13 protein-coding genes, 1 tRNA gene and 2 pseudogenes are annotated in these 20,326 nt (G+C 34.8%); 9 read left to right on the plus strand and 7 right to left on the minus strand.

The annotated features are described in order from the left end of the window. Positions 1 to 82 precede the first annotated feature (82 nt). Together ABLO99_RS00395 and ABLO99_RS00400 are read right to left on the minus strand one after the other, a co-directional pair. Positions 83 to 739, minus strand: a complete 657-nt coding sequence (locus tag ABLO99_RS00395) for a RadC family protein (RefSeq protein ID WP_349966961.1) — start codon at positions 737 to 739, stop codon at positions 83 to 85. Between the two features lie 171 nt (positions 740 to 910). Beyond that, positions 911 to 1,820 (minus strand): annotated as a pseudogene (locus tag ABLO99_RS00400) (helix-turn-helix domain-containing protein). Positions 1,821 to 2,175: 355 nt separating this feature from the next. On the opposite strand from ABLO99_RS00400, the gene ABLO99_RS00405 reads away from it, so the two are divergent. After that, the gene (locus tag ABLO99_RS00405) at positions 2,176 to 3,108 is read left to right on the plus strand and encodes an Rpn family recombination-promoting nuclease/putative transposase (protein ID WP_349967746.1); all 933 of its coding nucleotides are present in this window, start codon (positions 2,176 to 2,178) and stop codon (positions 3,106 to 3,108) included. Here the strand turns inward: ABLO99_RS00405 and ABLO99_RS00410 are convergent. Next, complete coding sequence (locus ABLO99_RS00410; protein ID WP_349967748.1) at positions 3,080 to 5,125, minus strand: ankyrin repeat domain-containing protein; 2,046 nt, start codon at positions 5,123 to 5,125, stop codon at positions 3,080 to 3,082. The genes ABLO99_RS00405 and ABLO99_RS00410 overlap by 29 nt on opposite strands. A 124-nt stretch (positions 5,126 to 5,249) precedes the next feature. On the opposite strand from ABLO99_RS00410, the gene ABLO99_RS00415 reads away from it, so the two are divergent. Further along, positions 5,250 to 6,527, plus strand: coding sequence for an IS4-like element ISWpi18 family transposase (locus ABLO99_RS00415; RefSeq protein WP_349966866.1), 1,278 nt, complete (start codon positions 5,250 to 5,252; stop codon positions 6,525 to 6,527). A gap of 629 nt (positions 6,528 to 7,156) precedes the next feature. Further along, positions 7,157 to 7,228, plus strand: a tRNA-Asn gene (locus tag ABLO99_RS00420). 35 nt (positions 7,229 to 7,263) lie between these two features. Here ABLO99_RS00420 and ABLO99_RS00425 read toward each other — a convergent pair. Continuing rightward, a complete protein-coding gene (locus tag ABLO99_RS00425; RefSeq protein ID WP_047758963.1) occupies positions 7,264 to 8,004 on the minus strand; it encodes a leucine rich repeat protein in 741 nt (246 codons plus the stop codon). Between the two features lie 196 nt (positions 8,005 to 8,200). Here ABLO99_RS00425 and ABLO99_RS00430 point away from each other — a divergent pair, with 196 nt between their 5' ends. The 3 genes from ABLO99_RS00430 to ABLO99_RS00440 all read left to right on the plus strand — a co-directional run bounded on the left by ABLO99_RS00430 (position 8,201) and on the right by ABLO99_RS00440 (position 11,794). After that, positions 8,201 to 9,835 carry a 2,3-bisphosphoglycerate-independent phosphoglycerate mutase gene (locus ABLO99_RS00430; protein ID WP_047758964.1) on the plus strand — a complete coding sequence of 545 codons (1,635 nt, stop codon included), beginning with the start codon at positions 8,201 to 8,203 and terminating at the stop codon, positions 9,833 to 9,835. A 216-nt stretch (positions 9,836 to 10,051) separates the two neighbouring features. Continuing rightward, positions 10,052 to 10,726, plus strand: coding sequence for a RadC family protein (locus ABLO99_RS00435; protein WP_114517702.1), 675 nt, complete (start codon positions 10,052 to 10,054; stop codon positions 10,724 to 10,726). A gap of 129 nt (positions 10,727 to 10,855) precedes the next feature. Next, positions 10,856 to 11,794 (plus strand): hypothetical protein, encoded by a 939-nt coding sequence (locus tag ABLO99_RS00440; protein ID WP_349967749.1) that lies wholly within the window; start codon positions 10,856 to 10,858, stop codon positions 11,792 to 11,794. Between the two features lie 364 nt (positions 11,795 to 12,158). Here ABLO99_RS00440 and ABLO99_RS00445 read toward each other — a convergent pair. Both ABLO99_RS00445 and ABLO99_RS00450 read right to left on the minus strand, forming a co-directional pair. Continuing rightward, positions 12,159 to 13,269 (minus strand): annotated as a pseudogene (locus ABLO99_RS00445) (IS256 family transposase). A 616-nt stretch (positions 13,270 to 13,885) separates the two neighbouring features. After that, positions 13,886 to 14,902, minus strand: coding sequence for an Mrp/NBP35 family ATP-binding protein (locus ABLO99_RS00450; RefSeq protein WP_047759817.1), 1,017 nt, complete (start codon positions 14,900 to 14,902; stop codon positions 13,886 to 13,888). A gap of 91 nt (positions 14,903 to 14,993) precedes the next feature. On the opposite strand from ABLO99_RS00450, the gene ABLO99_RS00455 reads away from it, so the two are divergent. Genes ABLO99_RS00455 through ABLO99_RS00465 form a run of 3 tightly spaced genes read left to right on the plus strand, consistent with a single transcriptional unit; the run spans position 14,994 to position 17,142 of the window. Then, the gene (locus ABLO99_RS00455) at positions 14,994 to 15,944 is read left to right on the plus strand and encodes a hypothetical protein (RefSeq protein WP_349967751.1); all 951 of its coding nucleotides are present in this window, start codon (positions 14,994 to 14,996) and stop codon (positions 15,942 to 15,944) included. 58 nt (positions 15,945 to 16,002) lie between these two features. Continuing rightward, entirely contained in the window at positions 16,003 to 16,836 is an 834-nt protein-coding gene (locus ABLO99_RS00460; RefSeq protein ID WP_349967754.1) for a transposase family protein, read from the plus strand. Between the two features lie 33 nt (positions 16,837 to 16,869). Further along, positions 16,870 to 17,142, plus strand: coding sequence for a hypothetical protein (locus ABLO99_RS00465; RefSeq protein ID WP_349967755.1), 273 nt, complete (start codon positions 16,870 to 16,872; stop codon positions 17,140 to 17,142). A 297-nt stretch (positions 17,143 to 17,439) separates the two neighbouring features. Here ABLO99_RS00465 and typA read toward each other — a convergent pair whose 3' ends face one another. Beyond that, entirely contained in the window at positions 17,440 to 19,269 is a 1,830-nt protein-coding gene (typA, locus tag ABLO99_RS00470) for a translational GTPase TypA (protein WP_349967757.1), read from the minus strand. Between the last annotated feature and the right edge of the window lie 1,057 nt (positions 19,270 to 20,326).

Genomic DNA, 20,326 nt, shown 5'->3' on the forward strand with positions numbered 1-20,326 from the left:
ACTTTTTAAGTATACAAACCTTAATTTATACACTCTATTACTCAGCATAAATTGTAGTGAGTAAACTTGCAAATACTTTCTGCTATAACAATCCGTTTTCTCTAAAGCTAAAATAGCCCGCACTTGTAATGATAATATGATCAAATAATCTAACGCTTACAGTACTACATGCTGCTGCTAAGCTCTTTGTTACTTCTTGATCTTCTTCTGACGGTTCTAAACTTCCTCCAGGATGGTTATGTGACATTATTATTGATGTTGTATTTTTTATTAATGCCTTTCTTGTAATCTCCTTTATGTACACCGGTGCTTTTTCCATTTCACCAATATAGGATTCTTCTCCGATTAATTGGCGCCTTTTATTCAAATACAATATTTTTACACATTCCCTCTCTGCGTGACCTATACTTACGTTTAAGTACTCTACTAGCCCTTGTAAGTCCATTATTGGCTCACTTTTGAGCTTTTCTCTCAGTACCCTTTCTAGTGTTTCCTTAACACACATAATCATTGCCACTGCAGAATCAGTTACTCCTTCTATGACTTTCAGGTCATCCATTTCTCGACCTAAAATCCTTCCTACTCCTGTATAGGTATTCACCAGATTTTTAGCAATTTCTTGAGCTTGTGGCCTTTCATGTACTGCACTTAGAAACGTTTCCATTATTTCACGATCAAGTAGTGCTTTTCCTTTGCTTTCTAATATTCTGAATTCGATTTCTTCTTTACTTTTATTCATATAATTTACCCTTCACTAACAACAAACTTTTTTAAATATTTACTGCTGTTTTTTTTATCAGCATTGGCATAAAGCCATAGCTTGCGAGTGAAGTCAAATCAATTTCTCAATCTTTTTTACTTATTTTTTCATGAATAGGTGAAGATATTAATATATACTGATTTTTTTATTTTAAACTTGTTGAATTTCGCTTAGAGAGATGACTACTGTTCGTAACACAATATCGATAGAAATTCCTTCTTTTACTAAGTCTTTTGCAATTTTCTGCTCTTTTCACTTTTTCTTCGCAAATCCGTATCTCTTCAAGCAGAGATTTTATTAGCGCATAGCGTAATTCTTGACTCTCAATTTTTTTGTATTCTTTTATCAAATTAGGTACTACTTTACTACCTTCATCTTCCTCTATTAGTAGATTTGTAATACTAATTGATAATGTTTCTGCTATCTCATATAATTTTTCCAGTGGAATAGCAGTCCTTCCTTGCTCATAATTGCTTATTTCGTCACGTGTTGTAGCCATTTTCTCTCCTAAATCTTTTTGAGTATACTCTCTCACTAGCCTCCATTCTTTTATCTTTTTCCCTATTTGGTAGTATATAGAACCAACTTTTTCTTCAACACATTCATCAGCAGAGAGACCTATTGTTTTTGCAACGACATCAACAGAAATTCCTTCTTTAACCAAACCCTTTGCAATTTTTACTTTCTCTGCTTTCCTACTACTTTTTTCACTGACTTGGACAAATTTGGTTAGCAAACAAAACATTCTACGTAACTCCTGATCATTAATCTTTTTATATTCTCTTACTAGATTTAATATCTCCTCTCCCTTATCTTCAAAACAGATTTTTTCATTTGATACAGGAATAAGATCCGTAATATTAATTGATAACACCTTTGCTATAGCGCACAACTTTTTAATCGAAATTTTTCGTGTTCCTTTTTCATATTGTAGTACTATTTGATACGTTACGCCGATTTTTTCCGCTAAATCCTTTTGAGTATAACCTCGCTTTAACCTCCAACTTCTTACTTTCTCTCCCACTTCGTGATCTAAAGAATTAGTATAGCTAACGGTCATTCTTTTTCATAACCTGCAATTTTAAAAGTTTTAGATAGAAATTTTCTAGCATATGTTACCTTTGTTGAGAACTAGTATATTAAATGCCTATGCTATGACAAGCGAAGAAGTTCACACTTTAAATAGGTATCTTTGAGGCTGCTAAATCATGTTGTTGGCATTTTAATATTACCTTATAGAAGAGTTGATAAAAAGATCTACAAAAGGGCGTCTAAGGTGCATACTAGGGTTATCTATGAAGGTAATTTTTCCCAACTCTTGAAATTTTGCTAACTTTAATAGACTTTAGCATAAAAACGTTGAATATTTCTTCACAATTGTGTATAATTATTAATGCTTTTTAAGTGGATTTCCTATGGCTCTTTCGAAGTTTCTCGATCCAAAAAATGATATATCGTTCAAGCGCATCTTTGGCACTGAAAAAAATAAGGACATTCTTATTCACTTCCTTAATGATATCCTTGGCTTCACTGGCAAAAGTACAATAAAGGATATAGAGTTCTTAAGTACTATTCAAGACCCTGATATTGCTTCTAAAAAACAAAGCATTGTTGATGTTCTTTGTAGAGATGAAAATGGGCTGCAAGTGATAGTCGAAATGCAGGTTGCTAAAACTAAAGGCTTTGAAAAACGTGCACAATACTATGCTGCTAAAGCTTACTCAAGACAAGCTGATAAAGGTGATCAATATCATGACCTTAAGGAAATTATCTTTATTGCTATAGCAGATTGTATTTTATTTCCTGATAAGTATGAGTACAAATCAAAGCACACTATTCGCGATGAAGATACTAATGAACATGATCTAAAAGATTTTTACTTTATATTTATTGAGTTGCCTAAATTTCCAAAAACCAAAGAAGATCAGCTTTCAAGTATAGTTGAAAAATGGGTCTACTTCTTTAGATATGCAGACGAAACTAGTGAAGAAGAGCTAGAGAGAATAATAGGAAGTGATCTAATAATTAAAAGAGCATATGAAGAACTAAATAGGTTCAATTGGTCAGAAAAAGAATTTATTGCCTATGAACAAGAGATAAAGCGTATTCGTGATGAACAGGCTGTCCTTGCTCAAAAACTCGATGATGCTAAACATGAAGGTAGACAAGAAGGTAGACAAGAAGGCATCCAAATCGGGCATGAAAAAGGTAAAATTGAAGGTAAAATTGAAGGTAAAATTGAAGTTGCAAAAAACTCACTCAAGGCCGGTGTCTCTATTGATGTTATCGCTGAAATCACTGGCCTTTCGGTAGATGAAATTAAACAACTTCAGGAAGAAATAGCATGATTTGTAGCTGTTTTTCCACTGTTATATTATTTAAATAGCTTCTAGGTTTATTATCAGCAATGTCGTTAGATTGATATCCACTATCAACTACCTGCTGCTCATCAAACATCTTTTCAATATTGCCTTTTAAAATACTCAGAAACTTCTCATTTTTTGGACAAACTTCTTTTGCAGCTAAATATAAAATATTTGGTATTTGAGAGTACCTCTCGTTTCTCACCTGGCCTGCTATATCTGAATATACTTTAAAAAAGTCAAAAGCTTTTACCAATACACCAGATTGTCTAGCCGTTTTTTCAAGTGCTTTTTCAAATTCTTCTACGATATTCAGTGTGTTAGCTAGAGCTTTTTCAGGAGTAATGGAACAAAACTTAGGAAGAGGATATTTTTTATCTAGGAAACTTTGCAACAAGAAAAATGCCAAGCCAACATTGTTACTCACACAAACTTCACGACTAAATTGGCTAGTACCAGCTGTATTAGAATAATTTGTTGAAGTTTCAGGCAGAGCAGAACTAGAACCTAATAACCTACCTATAGAGCTTTTTATCCAATTTAACAAATTATTTATTAGAGAAAATGTATTTTTTGCTCCACTTGTTAATTCTAAAGGTATGTCATCATAATAAGTATTAATCTCATCCTCTCTCCATAATCGTGATAAAGAGCCTATCAAATTTGTTTTGTTATTCTCAACAGCATAATGCATTAACGTATAGCCATGATCGCTTTTGAGATCTAAAAGAAAATTTACTACCTCCAACTTACTTTCGTTGTTTACTAATTCAAAAGGTATGAGATCATCATTGTTTTCAGCATACATATTAGCCCCTCTTTTTAAAAGCTCTCTTACTATATTTAAATGACCATGTCTTGCAGCAACATGCAGAGGAGTATCGCCTATACTGTTTTTCGCATTGATCTTAGCCCATTTGTTTAAAAGCTCTTTTATTACATCTAAATAATCATGCCTTGCAGCGACATGCAGAGGAGTATCGCTTTTTTTGTTTTCAGCATTAGTCTTAGCCCCTCTTTTTAAAAACTCTCTTACTATATTCAAATGACCATATCTTGCAGCAACATGCAGAGGAGTATTGCCTACAGTGTTTTTAGCATAAATCTTAGCCTTTTTGTCTAGAAGCTCTCTTACTATATTTAAATGACCATATCTTGCAGCAACATGCAGAGCAGTAGAATTATTATTATTCTTAGCATTAATATCAGCTACATACAGAGGAGTATTGCCTTTTTTGTTTTCATCATCAATATTAGCCCTTCTGGTTAAAAGCTCTTTTACTACATCTAACTGACCATACCTTGCAGCAACATGCAGAGGAGTACTGCCTATACCGTTTTCAGTATTGATCTTAACCTTTTTGTCTAAAAGCTCTTTTACTACATCTAACTGACCATACCTTGCAGCAACATGCAGAGGAGCATTGCCTGCTTTGTTTCCAGTATAAATCTTAGCCTTTTTGTCTAAAAGCTCTTTTACTACATCTAACTGACCATACCTTGCAGCAACATGCAGAGGAGCATTGCCTGCTTTGTTTCCAGTATAAATCTTAGCCTTTTTGTCTAAAAGCTCTCTTACTACATCTAACTGACCATACCTTGCAGCAATATGCAGAGGAGTATTGTTTACATTGTTTCTAGCATCAATATTAGCCCTTCTGCTTAAAAGCCCTTTTACTGCATCTAACCGACCATACCTCGCAGCAACATGCAGAGGAGTATTGCCTTCTTCGTTTATAATATTAATATTAAACTTTAATTCATTTAATAAAAATTTTATCAATTTTGGGTCATTACCAAAAGCAGCATGATGCAGTAACGTACTACCAGAATTGTCTTGGTAATTAAAAAAAAACATCTCCAAGTCACTTCCTCTTTTTACTAATCCTAAAGGTGTGAAACCACCTTTATTTCTAGTATAAATCTTAGCCCCTTTATCTAAAAGCTTTCTTACCATATCCAAAAAATCAGACATTTCATCAGTAAACAAATTACTAGTCATTACAGCAACATGCAGGGGAGTATCACTGCCATTAAGTTAAGGGAAAGTGATGGACTGTATTGTAAAATCAGGTAAGATCCACAAATTAAAAGAAGTAATGACATGAGTAAAAAAAAGAATAATCATGTTTATAAAAAATAAATTGATGAGTTTAAACTTTATAAACGCACACAGAGCATCCTCAAAAGACTTCTCACGAAAAAGAAAGCTGCCCTTCATTAATGTATTTCTCCTGATTTTTAGAAAGAGTGTAAAGTCATTACAAGTAATGCTTAATGAGTTTGTTCTGCATACAAGAAAAGATTACACAATTACGGCAAGTGCATTTACTCAAGCAAGAAAGAAGCTAAAGCATACTGCGTTTTCAGAGTTAAATGATGATATAGTTTCCCTATACTACCAAGATCAGGAATTTAAAACCCACCATGGCTTCAGAGTACTTGCATTTGATGCTTCAATACTGATTCTGCCAAAGAGCGACAAAATAATAGGCGAGTTTGGCTCAAGAGCAGTATGGAATGGAATCCAGAGATTTGAAGACTATACAAGTGCAACCTTTGAAGTTTGCTACGATGTGCTAAATAATATTGCAATAAAATCTGTGCTAAGTAGAGGTGACAGCTATGAGGTTGATTTAGCGATCGGTATGCTTGAATCCATAAAATCAGACGATTTGTTAATCTGTGATAGAGGATACGTATCTTATCGATTTCTTGCTGAGCTTACAGGAAGGAAAATCAATTATATAATTCGCTGTCCAAGTTCGTCTTTCAATGAAATAAACGCTATGTTTAAGCCGGAAAGCCCATCTAGTATGGTGGTAGTGTCTACCGCACCTATTAAAGTAGCAAGACAGCTACGAAAGCTAGGATTACCTGATGAGATGAAATTCAGGTTAGTCAAAATAATACTTTCTTCTGGAGAAGTTGAAGTGTTAGTAACATCTCTGTTAGATGAGCAAAGTTTTACAGTCGAAGAGTTTGAGAGATTATATTACTTGCGCTGGGGAGTAGAAACATTTTTTTCTAGGCTGAAGGGAAGATTAAATTTAGAGAATTTCACAGGAAAAAGTATTGAAACTATCAAGCAGGATTTTTGGTCAACTATCTTCATCAGTAATCTAGAAAGTATCATGATAGAAGATGATGAAGAGACGTTGAGCGCACAGAATAGTAAACTAAAAAAAAGCATCAATAAATCTGTCTCATTTAATGCGATTAAAAACTTAGCCTTTGATATTTTTTCTACAGAGTCAGACATAGACTGCATTATGGATCGACTATCACAGTTATTTTTGATGAACACTTTAGTGGTAAGAAAAGGGAGAAGAGTTGATCGTCATAAGATATCTGATATTCGTTCACTCAACTACCAGAAAAGAGCTAGAAAACATGTGTTTTAAATTCAAGATATCTTTTCAGTATCATTGCATTAGTACATTCTTTGCAAAATAACCTGCAATTATTACTTTTTTAAATAACTTGCACTTTTCAGACTCCCTTTTCTTAAAAATTCACCCTAGTATTTACCATAATTATCAATCGCTTCAAATTTTTTGTCCAATCTTAACTTCTCTTTCCCTTAACTTAATGGCAGTGATGCCAGTGTCTGGGCACTGGCATCCTACAGATAATGCTCGTACAGCCGTGCATTACACGCTGCTCTTTGAGTCACAAGTATTAAGAAATTCACTAAATAGAAAAAAGGCAAAAGAATCCCCGTATAGCGAGTTTTGACCCTATAATAATTTAAATTGGCGTTGTAATAATGTGCTAACGCTTATTTTAAGCGCGTTTTGGCTGAATGTAGAAAAAATAAAAAGACATGCAGCCGCTATAATTTTTTGTAATTTGCCAATAAATATCTGAGTTTTTTACTGAATTTTGTCGTTGAGCCCAAAAACAAGGATGAATACTCTTATTGGTATGATAAGGGAATTGGCGGAGTTTGTAAAGGAGTTTTATGGGTTTAAAGTCTACATAAAAATCGTTTACAATCGACGTTCAATATGATAAGTTGAAAAAGGTTTATTCCTCGGTAGCTCAGTGGTAGAGCAGTTGGCTGTTAACCAATTGGTCGCTGGTTCGAATCCGGCCCGGGGAGCGTTGATTTCTGTTGTAATATATATTTACAGCCCACTATTCTCTTCTGTCACTTGTTTTCTTACTATTAAAATGCAAAGATGTCTGTGTATCGCTTAGCCTACTCTCTGGCTCCCCTCCTATTTTTCTTTTATTACACTTCCTTTTTAATTCAGGTAGAATATTTTTAGGCAACGTGCTATCAATACTGCAATAATTGAAAATAAGTGAAGTAAGACGTACCAAATTTCCATTAGCTAGAGTTTTTGCACCTCTGTAATTAATGCTGTTATCATATACTTTAAGTGTAATAAGGTTTGTAAGATTTCCACTCGCTAAAGCCTTTGCACCTTTGTCACTAATTTCATTCCATCCTAAACTCAGTAAAGTAAGTTTTTTAAGATTTCCACTTGCTAAAGCTTTTGCACCTCTATCGCCAATTTTATTATCATATAATTTAAGCTCAGTAAGGCTTGTAAGATTTCCACTTGCTAAAGCCTCTACACCCTCATCATCGATTTCGTTTCCTCCTAAATCAAGTGAAGTAAGATTTGTAAGATTTCCGCTTGCTAAAACCTTTGCACCTTCTGTATCAATACAACAGCAACTCAGATCAAGTGAAGTAAGATGTGAAAGCTTAGCTAGTTCTTTTATAACTTCATAATTAATGCTTGAACATCGTAAAATAAGCTTTGTAATGTGTGTATTGTGTTTTAAAAAGTTTACGAATTTGTTTATATTAATTATAGTGCTTGATGTTGCTAAAATATTAGCTTTTACATATTGGGTAAAACTCATTTGACTTTCTTATTAAAAGTAGGAAGTGTTTTAGTAAAAACTTCAGCAACTGTCAATCACTTTAATGAAATATTTTATGAAAAACCTCATATACCATTGCCTATAAGCAGCTTTTTCTATCTCCTACTTTAACGCAAAAGTTGTGAGGAGAGTTTGTTTTTGGTATCATATTAAATCTATAAAATTCTAGTATTATATGAACTTTAAATCGGTTGTTTTATGCATACTAGATGGCTGGGGGAATGGAATAGAAAGCAGTAAATACAACGCTATCAGCAATGCAAATCCACCCTGTTGGCAATATATTAGCTCTAATTACCCAAAATGCAGTCTATCCACTTGTGGAACTGATGTTGGATTACCAGAAGGCCAAATAGGCAATTCAGAAGTTGGCCATATGAATATTGGCAGTGGTAGAGTGGTAATGCAAAGTCTGCAACGCATTAATCAAGAAATCGAAACGATAGAAAATAATGTAAATCTAAAGAATTTTATTGATGATCTAAAAAGTAAGAACGGTATATGCCATATAATGGGATTAGTTTCAGATGGCGGTGTCCATTCGCATCAAAAGCACATTTCAGCTTTAGCAAATAAAATATCACAGCGCGGAATTAAAGTAGTAATACATGCATTTTTAGATGGCAGAGACACATTACCAAATTCAGGAAAAAAATGCATTCAAGAATTTGCAGAGAGTATAAAGGACAATGACATAAGAATTGCCACTGTCTCTGGGCGTTATTATGCTATGGACCGTGATAATAGGTGGGAAAGAACAATTGAGGCTTATGAGGCTATCACATTTGCAAAGGCACCTCGCCACGATGATGTAGTATTGCTTATTGATGAAAATTATCAAAATAATATAACTGATGAGTTTATCAGGCCTGCAGTAATAGGTGATTATCAAGGTATACAACCAGAAGATGGATTGCTATTGGCTAACTTTCGTGCTGATCGAATGATACAATTGGCAAGTATTTTGCTTAACAAAACAGACTATATAAAATCCTCTGTCATCCCAGTGCTTGACACTGGGATCCAGAAAGAAGAAAATATATGGATTCCAGCGTCACGCGCTGGAATGACACCAACCAGCGCTGCTAATCTTTCATTAAAACAATGGTCATGCGAGAAATTCACTGAAGTTGCAAAATTCTCATCAATTTTAAGCATGATGCAATACAAAGCAGACTTAAAAATTCCTTATCTTTTTCCTCCTGAATCTTTCGCTAACACTTTGGGGCAGGTAATAGCAGACAATAAATTATGGCAACTGCGCATTGCTGAAACTGAGAAATATGCTCATGTGACTTTCTTTTTCAATTGCGGAAGAGAAGAACCTTTTTCCGGTGAAGAAAGAATACTAATTCCTTCACCAAAAGTTAAAACTTATGATCTGCAGCCTAAAATGTCAGCCTTCGAGCTCACAGAAGAGCTTGTGAAAAAAATTCATTCTCAAGAATTTTCACTGATAGTTGTAAACTACGCTAATCCTGATATGGTGGGACACACAGGTAACATAAAAGCAGCCGAGCAAGCTGTGCTAGCTGTAGACGATTGCCTTGCAAGAGTGCTGAGTGCTGCTGAAGAAGTTGGTAACACCGCACTCATTATTACGGCAGACCATGGTAATGTAGAATGTATGTTCGATGAAGAAAACAACACACTTCATACAGCACACACTCTAAATAAAGTTCCATTCGTTGTATCTTGCGAAAATCTAAAATTAAGAGATGGAAGACTATCTGATATTGCCCCTACTATTTTACAGCTACTTGGACTCAAAAAGCCAAATGAAATGGCGGGTAGTTCGTTGATTGTATAATTTTTCGCATTATTCTCTAACTGGATCTGCACAGCTGTTGTAATTTGAAATATCGTAAGGGTGTCATTCAAGTAGCTTCTTATGTGTTGTCATCCCAGTGCCCAAGCAACAAGGACAACATTGCAAATTTAGAGTTCAAAAGAGTTATTCCTCGAGAACTATTGAGTCAGAAAGCTGGCGCTGAATTTGTATATAATGTTGATCTTGGAGGTTTTTATGAATAATAGTGAGAATAAAAGAAAAGAAAAATTAGAAACTAGAATTTTATCAAGCAAAGACAGGTCTCTGCTTGATCATGAGCTATTGGAACTTATACTGTATTCTGTATGCGAAAAAGGAGAAAGCAGAAATGTTGCAGAGAAACTAATAGCGCTGTTCAATAGTGTGGGAAAAGTAATTAGTGCTGATCTTTATGAGCTAAAAAGCGTTGTAGGAATGAATGATGCATCTGTAGCAAGTATTCAATGTGTGAGAGAAATTATAAAAAGGATACTGAAAGGCAAATTAGAAGAGTTATCAATTATGGATAATAGAGAAAAGCTAATAGAGTACTTGAAGGCAACAATAGGGCAGTTCAGAAAAGAAGGCTTACGAGTGATATACTTGGATCCAGGTAACCGTTTGGTGCACGAGTATGTTCAAGACACCGGAACTGTAAACAAAACACCTTTTTACATAAGAGAAATAGTCAAAAGGGGATTATTGGTCGAAGCAATGTCTGCTATAGTAGCACATAATCATCCGAGCGGAGACCAAGAACCATCTGAGGAAGATGAAAAGAATACACGGAAATTAGAGTTGGCATGTGATAATGTAGGAATCAAATTAATGGATCATGTAATAATAACAGAAAAAAGTCACTTTAGTTTTTATGATAATGGCTTAATGTGATACTAGAATTGAAATGGGGTGGTTTCACTTCACCCTTTTTCAAACCTTTGTTTAACTCTCTGTGGAAAAGAAAATTGTTTCAGTTTTCATGAGAATGGGTTACTGTAACGGTAAAGTTAAGGTAAAGCAATGGAGTTTTTATCATATAGTTCTGAGCAGCTCAAGCAATATTTTTTAGCACTAAGCAATGAAGAAAAAATTACTAACTATAGAAGGTTGCTGAAAGAAGCAAAAATTTTACTTGAAAAAGAAAGTAGTGATATAAATCAGCTTAAAAAGCTAAGTAATGCAGCCGTTGCTATAGAAGAAACTACTGAGCAAGAATTACTGAAGGAATTTAATGATGACCATCCACTGCGAGAAGTGAATGTTATAGTCTATCCTAAAAAAGATGATAGTGAAGTAAATTACTTATTCAGCTTGAGCGATTCATCAGAATTGTATGATGTGAAGGAAGATAGAGAAAAAGCGTTGTACCAGGCAATAAAATCAAGTGATATTGAGATAATAAAGCATTTGCTAATAATTGTGTTACCTGATAACGCTAAAAAGGTACGCAAGCTAAACTCAAATTACTTAAAAGAGCTAGAAACATTTCTATCAAAAGGCTACAAAGAACTGGAAAAAAATCTTTCAAAAGATATGAAAAATTACCTTGAGAAGAAGATAAGGTTTGTCAGCTTTTTATGCGATTTTAAATATCAAGAAAATCCAATAGAGTCATTTGCATCCCAAGCAGATGTTGATTATCAAATAGATAAATTTTTACTTTCTTTGATTGCGGAAAATACCAAAGAGAAAGAGCTATTAAGTAAAATAAACGAAATGATGGAACTTTTAGAAAAGCATGAAAGATTTGATGAATTAGAATACAAAGTGAGGAGACTAAAATCAGAGCTTGAGGGAGGAAAAAGTAAGTACTTAGCAGAAATTATGGGAGCAAGCATCAAAGAACGAGAAAGGGAGATGAGGGAAATTGAGGAAAAATATATACGGCCGCGTAATTTAATAAATGAAAGGAATGATTTATTAAAGCAGACATTAGCTTTTAAAAGGTACATACATTAACTTTAAGTTTTATCTTATTGTTTTCCCTACCGAAGGTTATCTCACCTTGAGGCAAAGGAAAGGCTAGAATAGTCGCGTATGCTAGCACAACAAGTGCGATATGAAAGCCTACCAAAATACTGAAAAAGGGCCTTGGACCAAATGTAGATCAAACAATTGCCAAAGCATGTATAAATATATCTTGCACCACTTGTCCACATGACTATTATATAGCCAGGCTTGGCGTAGCAGGTTTTATGAATAATAGTGAGGATAAGAGAAGAAAAAAATTAGAAATTCGTATTCTATCAAGTAGAGGTAGGTTCTCTAATTGCATGAAAGTCAATAATAGGGAGTGTTAAATAAACTGTGTCAAACTGCATTTTTAATTCAACTCAATTTTCAATCTGTTGGGAAAGAAAATATCGAGCTGAGATATAGTCAATGCCCAATCATGTACAGGCATAGTCCATTTCTCCTCCACTTTCTTTATAGCACAATATACCTGTTTATACAAGGCATTTATGCTAGTAAATGAGCCCTTGGTTTTGGTGAATTTCCTAATTTGCCTATGTAGCCCCTCTATGGGATTAGTAGTATAGATTATCCTCCTAACTGGGTCGGAATACTTAAAATAACCAGATAGGTTTTCCCAATTATTCTGCCAAGATTATAGGGTACTTTGTGCCCCATTTTTCATCTAATTCCAACAGATAATTCTCGGCAATTTCCTTACTTGAAGCTTTTCTTTAAATCACTCAAAAAACTCTTTACTAGCTACATACTTCAGTGAGTTACGTATCTGATGCACTATACACATTCTGCATTAGGGAACACACCGTTTATTGCTGCAGGAAAGCTTTTTAGCCCATCTACACATGCAATTAGAATATCTTCCACTCCTCTCTCTTTGAGATCATTTAGTACTCCCAACCAGAACTTCACTTTCAGCTAAATAAAACTTCTTTTCTGCCATTTTGCTAATATATTATACATACATTTACTTACACAACTCCTTAAAAAACCATGAAAACTATCGGATATACAGACTGCAGCGGACGACTACGCCATTCGTTGATTACTGTTTGTCAGTAATACTTGATATCTCTGCCGCCGATATTTTGTGATCGTAAATTTCCTCAATATGTGACGCTATATCTCCATGCCACTGGCAAATGTGCTTAAGACCTTTGCTTCAAGTTCTGTTGTTTGTCTTTTTCTAACTATTTGGGGTTCAAAGCTTCCTTCCCTGTCTCTAGGTGTTAACAACTCAAATGAGTTGTACGTAAAGTTTTTCCCATTTCTTCGATTATTTTCTTCGCTTTCACCAGACAAGTGGTGTTCTATTTCACCTTCTAGACTCGCCTCCAGCAGCTTTTTTATAAATGGTGTTAATGCTCCCTCCTTTCCTGTCAACGGTCTTCCTTCTCGTATAGACGACAGGTTTCTAATTCTTTATAATCTACCAAACCGGTAGTTTTATTTACTTGACTCATGTCAAACCTCCGTTTTTTTATATCAATTATATTTTTATTTCTTGGTTTGACACAGTTTATTTAACACTCCCGGAAAGAATGTTGTCGATATTTTTGACATCACGTCTAAATGGCCAGAACCCCTTTCAAAAGCTACAGAATCTAGTAGCTGTCACTGCTTAGTTCTTTATTCATTCTCACAATCCGTGAACGGTTACTTTCCCACTCTGGTTTCGACAACCTTTTGGAATTCTTCTATTGTCAGACCTGTTAGATCTCGAAAATTCCTCGGATGTTCTTTTAGATTATTAAGCTCATTTTACCTCACTTTTTCTTGCTCTTTATATAACCATTTCTCCTCTTTTGCAGCAGGTCTTTTGCTGCAGTTTTCAATTGCCCAAAATTTATGAATGATGAACCGCCTCTTCCTTTTCTGTTTTTATTGATACCTCTTTTGCCATTTCATTGAAAAATTTGTTGAGGTCTTTTGATAGGCAAGTTATTTTATTCATCGTTACTTCTCTCACTAAAAACATATCTGTGAGAACTTGTTATTCTATCTCCTCATATCTTTTTCCTTAATTTGACTCCTATGCTTTTTTAAACATTCCCATTTTGAAAATAGTTTAAACGAACTTTATAGACTGCATACAAAAGACCTAACATCTTTAGCAATGCCTTCATAAATCGCTACTAAATCCTCACTTAGCATTGAAGGATCTCCACAATCAGAAGCACTACATATTTGTGGATCTAGAGGAATTCTGCCCAAGAGTTTTATTCTTAGCTCTTCAGACATTTTTTTTGCACCGTCTTTTCCAAATATGTGTATTTTTGAATTGTCTTGAACAAAATAGCTCATATTTTCCACAATGCCAATAATTGGCACGCTGAGCTTTGTGAACATATCATAAATTTTTCGTGCATCAACTAAAGCAAGCTCCTGTGGAGTTGAAACTATTATTGCCCCAGTTAAACTAAAATTCTCCATCAGACTTAAATGCACATCGCCGGTTCCAGGTGGTGTATCAATGATTAAATATTCTGTATCAGACCACTTTGTTCCCATTAGCAAGTTGTAAAGTGCTTTTGTGATCATAGGTCCACGCCATATTGCTGCGCAGTCTTTATCGATAAAATAGCCAATTGAAATAGTATAGAGTCCATACTTCTCTATAGGCATTGCTTTGCCACTCTGTATTTCTGGTTTTAATTTTTCAGTGTCCAGCATTTTAGGAATCGAAGGACCATATATATCTGCATCAACCAGTGCAACTTTATGTTTTAATTCTGCCAACGAGAGAGCCAGGTTTAGTGCAACCGTAGATTTACCCACACCTCCTTTACCAGAGGCAACAACAATTATATTTTCCACTCCTTCAATATGAAGTTTAGCTTTTTGCTGCCCAGCTTGCTTTTGACCAGCAGCAACCACGGTTACTTTCCCTACTCCTGGTATAGCTTTAACAGCTTTCTCACAATTTCTTCTTAATTCTTCATTTGCCTGTGTGTTACCAGAAATCTCAAGCGCAAAACCAACATCTCTACCTTTTATGATGATTGAGGGTATTATACCAAGAGCGATTACATTTTTACCACTTTTTTGCTCTATGACTTTTTTTAAGCTCTCTCTTACGATCTTCTCATTAATCATTGTAGATTTTTCCATAACATATGATAGAATTTCTTCTATCAGTGTATACTAACATAAACTGCACTTACTTTAAAATGGGGCTATAAGAAATATGTTGAATCACAAAAACTTAACACAAAAACAACGAATTTTGTATTTTCAATTAAGAAAGGCCATACGGAATAAAAGGAGCATCAGTAATATCCTGGAATCAGCTTCAAAGAATGATTTACTAAAAGTTCTTACAATCGGATACATCACACGATTTCCAAGAGGTGGTGGACGCACTTTAACACTACTTAGCTTAGCCATATTCAAATGTAATGATGAATGTATTAATTCTATTTTAACATATTCTCAAAATAACAGTATACTGCAAGAGATTATTAATATTGAAAATATGATAGAATATCAAGGTAGTCTGATTTATACCCTAACATCGCTTGGCTTTGCTATACATCAAAACAAGGAAAGATATATTAATACTATTTTAATAAAAGCTCAGGAAAGTGGTATACTACAAGACATTCTTGCTGCTAGAAATATTATAAAGCTAAATATTATAGCATATGCTTTAGCACCACTTAGTTTTGCTATTTATCAAGGTAATAACGAATGTATCAATTCTATTTTAGAACAAGCTCAAAATAATGGTATGCTGCAAGGCGTTTTTGCTACTGAAAATATTGTAACACGGTTTTTAGATCGTCTTACATACATTTTTACACCGCTTAGCTTTGCTATATATGAAAGTAATAAAGAATGTTTTAATGCAATTTTAACAATCGCCAAGAATAATGGTATATCGCAAGATATTCTTAACAATCGGACGTACATTTTAACATTGCTTGGTCTTGCTATATATAGAAACATCAATGAAAATGAACATGTTAATTCTATTTTAATGCAAGCTCAAAATAATGGTACACTGCAAGAAATTCTGGTTGCTAAAAATATTGTACATTCTCCAAGTGGTTGGATGTACAACTTAACATCACTTGGATTTGCTATACATGAAGGTAATCATGAACATGTTAATTCTATAGACCCCCTGCGAAAGTAGAGAAAAAGGAAGAGAGAGATAAAAAAGGATGTAAAATAATAAATTTAGCAGAGGTAAAATGACAATAAGTTACGAAAAAATAGCAAAAACACCTTATATCTTTTACCAACTAACAGGGTTAAAAGTAGAAGAATTTCAAAAAATAGTGAAAAAAGTTAGGCAAGAGTGGGAAAGGATAGAAAAAGAGAAGAAATGCCATGGAAGGAAATCACGCATTGGAACATTAGAAGATAAAATTTTATGTGTATTGATTTATTATAGAACTTATATAACTCATCCATTTTTAGGTTATTTGTTTAATTTGCACAACTCCAATATTTGCCGGCTATTGAAAAGAATGGAACCGTTACTAGCTAGAAAAATTACGATCAAGAAGGATAGAGCAATGACACCAGAGAAGATACTAAAGGTTTTAGCAGATGTTACAGAGCAGTCGATACAAAGACCTAAAGATGTTAAGAAACGAAAGAAATCCTATTCAGGGAAGAAAAGGTCTAACACAATAAAGACTGAAATTATTATAGAAGAAACTGGGAAAATTTTGTCTGTGTCAAAATCACATAGAGGTAGAGTGCACGATTTTCTCATAAGAAAACAGGAAAAGTTTCTTTCAACTAATAGCATAAAATATGCTGATTCTGGTTATCAAGGTTGGCAAAAGTTGCAGAGTAACGTTTTGATACCGTATAAAAAATATCGCAAAAAGCTACTAACAGCAGAGCAAAAGGAGCATAATCAGAAGCTTGCATCGTTTAGGATGAGAGTAGAAAATAAGATACGGGAGATCAAGATTTTCAAGATTATGTCGCACGTTTACCGCAATTTTCAGAAGAAACTTAATATGAGATTTAATATTATCTCTGCTATTATTAATCTAAAGCATGCTTTTTAATTAGTTTCTGTTCCTACACTTTCTTACCCTATTTTGTTACTTACCCGTTTCGCAGGGGGTCTTATTTTAATACAAGCTCAAAATAGTGGTATATTGCAAAATGTTCTTGCTGCTAAAAATACTGTACATTCTCCAGATGGTTGGACGTATAGCTTAACATCACTTGGCTTTGCTATACATGAAGGTAATCATGCACATATTAATTCGATTTTAATTCAGGCTCAAAATAGTGGTTTATTGCAAGATGTGATGTTCTTGATAATCACAATGCTGCAATATCTCCAACTGGTCAGAGGTACAGCTTAACACCACTTGGCCTTGCTATATGTAAAGGTAATATTAAATGTATTAATTCTATTCTAGTACGAATTAATGACATACCGCAATACATCTATGCTACTTTTCAACCAACTGCAGCGATTAATAAAAGAAATGTTAGGAGTGCATTAGATGATGTATCTATTTTCCCCAAACGTGTCAGACTGCAAGAAAATATCAGAACTTAATTAGTATCCGTTTATCAGGATGGCAAAAAAGAACAGTGTCCATAACGTCATGCCAGTGCCCAGACACTGGCATCCAGCTTTTTATCAGAAACGTTGATTACTCTTTATTCTTCGCCCTTCCTGCACGCTTACGTTCATTAGGGTCGAGGAACTTCTTGCGCAGACGTATAGATTTTGGAGTCACTTCCACCAACTCATCATCGTCTATATACGCTATCATATCCTCCAGTGTCATTATCTTTGGCGGAGTGAGTTTTATAGCTTCATCACTACCTGAAGCTCTCACGTTGGTTAATTGTTTACCTTTTAGCACGTTTATCTCTAAATCATTGTCACGGCTATGCTGACCGACAATCATGCCACAATATACCTTATCCTGTGGCTTAATAAACATAATTCCCCTATCTTGCAGATTGAAAATTGCATATGCTACTGCTTCCCCTTTATCCGTTGAAATTAAAACCCCATTGCGCCTTCCAGAGACAGAACCTTTATGTGGAGCATAACTGTGAAATAAACGGTTGATTATACCAGTGCCGCGAGAATCAGTTAAAAATTCTCCTTGATAACCAATCAGTCCCCTTGATGGTACTAAAAACGTTAACCTCGTTCTACCGTTGCCAGAAGGTCTCATGTCAGTTACTTCACCTTTTCGAAAGCTGAGTTTTTCCATGATGATTCCACTGTACTCATCATCTACGTCAATTACTACTTCCTCTATAGGCTCAAGTTTTTTGCCATCCTCCTCTTTGAATAGCACTCGAGGGCGTGAAACAGAAAGCTCAAAACCTTCTCTTCTCATATTTTCAATCAGCACTCCAAGCTGCAATTCACCGCGTCCACCTACTTCAAATGCCTCGCCACTTGGCGCCAAAGTTACAGTAATTGCAACATTTGTTTCTGCTTCTGCATATAAACGATCCTTTATAACAGTTGAGGTAAGTTTTGTTCCCTCTTGCCCAGCAAAAGGTGAGTCATTAACGCTTATAGTAATCGCCATCGTTGGCGGATCAACTGGAGTTGAGCTGACTGCAGTTATAACTTCTGGTGCTGCTATAGTGTCTGAAACCGAAGCTTTCTCAAGTCCTGCAATGGCAATTATGTCACCTGCTACAGCCCGCTCTACCGGAATGCGTTTTAAGCCAGAAAATGAGAGTAACTTAGTTAATCTTCCACGCTCAATTACTTTACCATCCAGATCAAGTACCTTAAGATCTGAGTTAACTTGCGCAATTCCTTGATAAACTTTTCCTGTTAATATTCTGCCAAGAAACTTATCGGACTCAAGTAAAGTAACTAGCATAGCAAAAGGTGCATTTTGGTCGTAAACGGAAGGTTTTATGTAATCTATCACCGTTGAAAATAATGGGCTTAAATCTTTTCTCTCATCAGATAGCTCCTTAGCACACCAACCATTTCTACCTGAAGCATACAATACTGGAAAATCAAGCTGCTCGTTGGTTGCATCAAGGTTAAAAAATAACTCATATATTTCATTTAGTACTTCATCAATTCTGCTGTCTGGTCGATCAACCTTATTGATTATTACAATCGGTTTTAAATTTGCTTTTAGTGCTTTTGACAACACAAACTTAGTCTGTGGCATTGGACCTTCTGCAGCATCAACCAGTAGTAACACGCCATCTGCCATGCAGAGCACCCTTTCCACTTCTCCACCGAAGTCCGCATGTCCTGGTGTATCAATAATATTTATTTTTTCATCACCCCACATTATTGATGTGCATTTTGCAAGTATTGTAATCCCACGTTCACGCTCTTGATCGCCACTATCCATCACTCGTTCTTGAACTTCTTGATTCTCACGAAACGTACCACTTTGTTTTAACATGTTATCAAGTAAAGTAGTTTTACCGTGGTCAACGTGTGCAATTATTGCAATATTACGTATAGATTTAAATTCATTCATTTTCTATTATTTTAAAATTAATTTAGTAACAAGTATACATACAATATATTTAGAGTAAATAACTGATTAGTTAAGCGTCAGGTAATATATAGTAAATAATTAATTTATATGATTAAGGTTTCTAATATAGAAATATCACTATAGAGTGTGGCTAAAATATGATCACTGAATTAATACATGATCTCCTTGACTATTCTCCTGAACAAGCGAACGCTTTTTTGCAGTTATTTAGTACAGAAAAGTAATGGGAGCTGCAGTATTATGCAGGAAAAGACTTTAAGAAGTCTCCTAAATAGGAGTTTCATGTTTAGCAGAAATTACACGGTATCTGTTCAGGGGAATGGCTAATGTGCAAATATTGAAACCTGTGCTCCCTTTCTTGTCATTCCAGTGCGTGACACTGGAATTGCATTGTTGTAAAGCAAGGTAAAGAATATGACTAGCAGAATGCTAACTTTCTAATCCGTAGGAACAAAAACTCCTTTACAAATTTCGTTAGTTCACTTATCATGACAATAAGGGTATTTATGACTCAAAACTTGTTTTTGACCTGCAGGCTCAATGACAAAAATTCAGTAAAAAACTTAGGGTACTTATTGGCGGATTACATAAAATTATAGCGGCTGCATGTCTTTTTTATTTTTTCTACATTCAGCCAAAACGCGCTTATTTTAAGCGTTAGCACATTATTACAGCGCCAGTTTAAATTATTATAGGGTCAAACTCACTACGTGGGGGTTCTTTTGCCTTTTTTGCAATTAGTAAATTTATTAATATTTATAGTTAGAGTAATTTAAGAGAGCCAGCGCATGAGGCACAGCTGCACGAACATTATCTGCAGGATGCCAGTGCCCAGACACTGGCATCCAGGAATTTTATTACGTTGGTAAGCACAAAAGTAGCTGCTTTATGTTAGAATACAGCGTTTCCAATGATTACGAAAAAGCTAGATTCCAGTACTGGAATGACATTAACTGATTTTCCTTTGAATTTCAGTTATGCAAGAAATATAATTAGCCTCTTTGGTTTCATTCCAGTGTCTGGTCACTGGCATGAC

The organism is Wolbachia endosymbiont of Armadillidium arcangelii (assembly GCF_040207875.1).
In the GTDB taxonomy this organism is placed as follows: Bacteria; Pseudomonadota; Alphaproteobacteria; order Rickettsiales; family Anaplasmataceae; genus Wolbachia.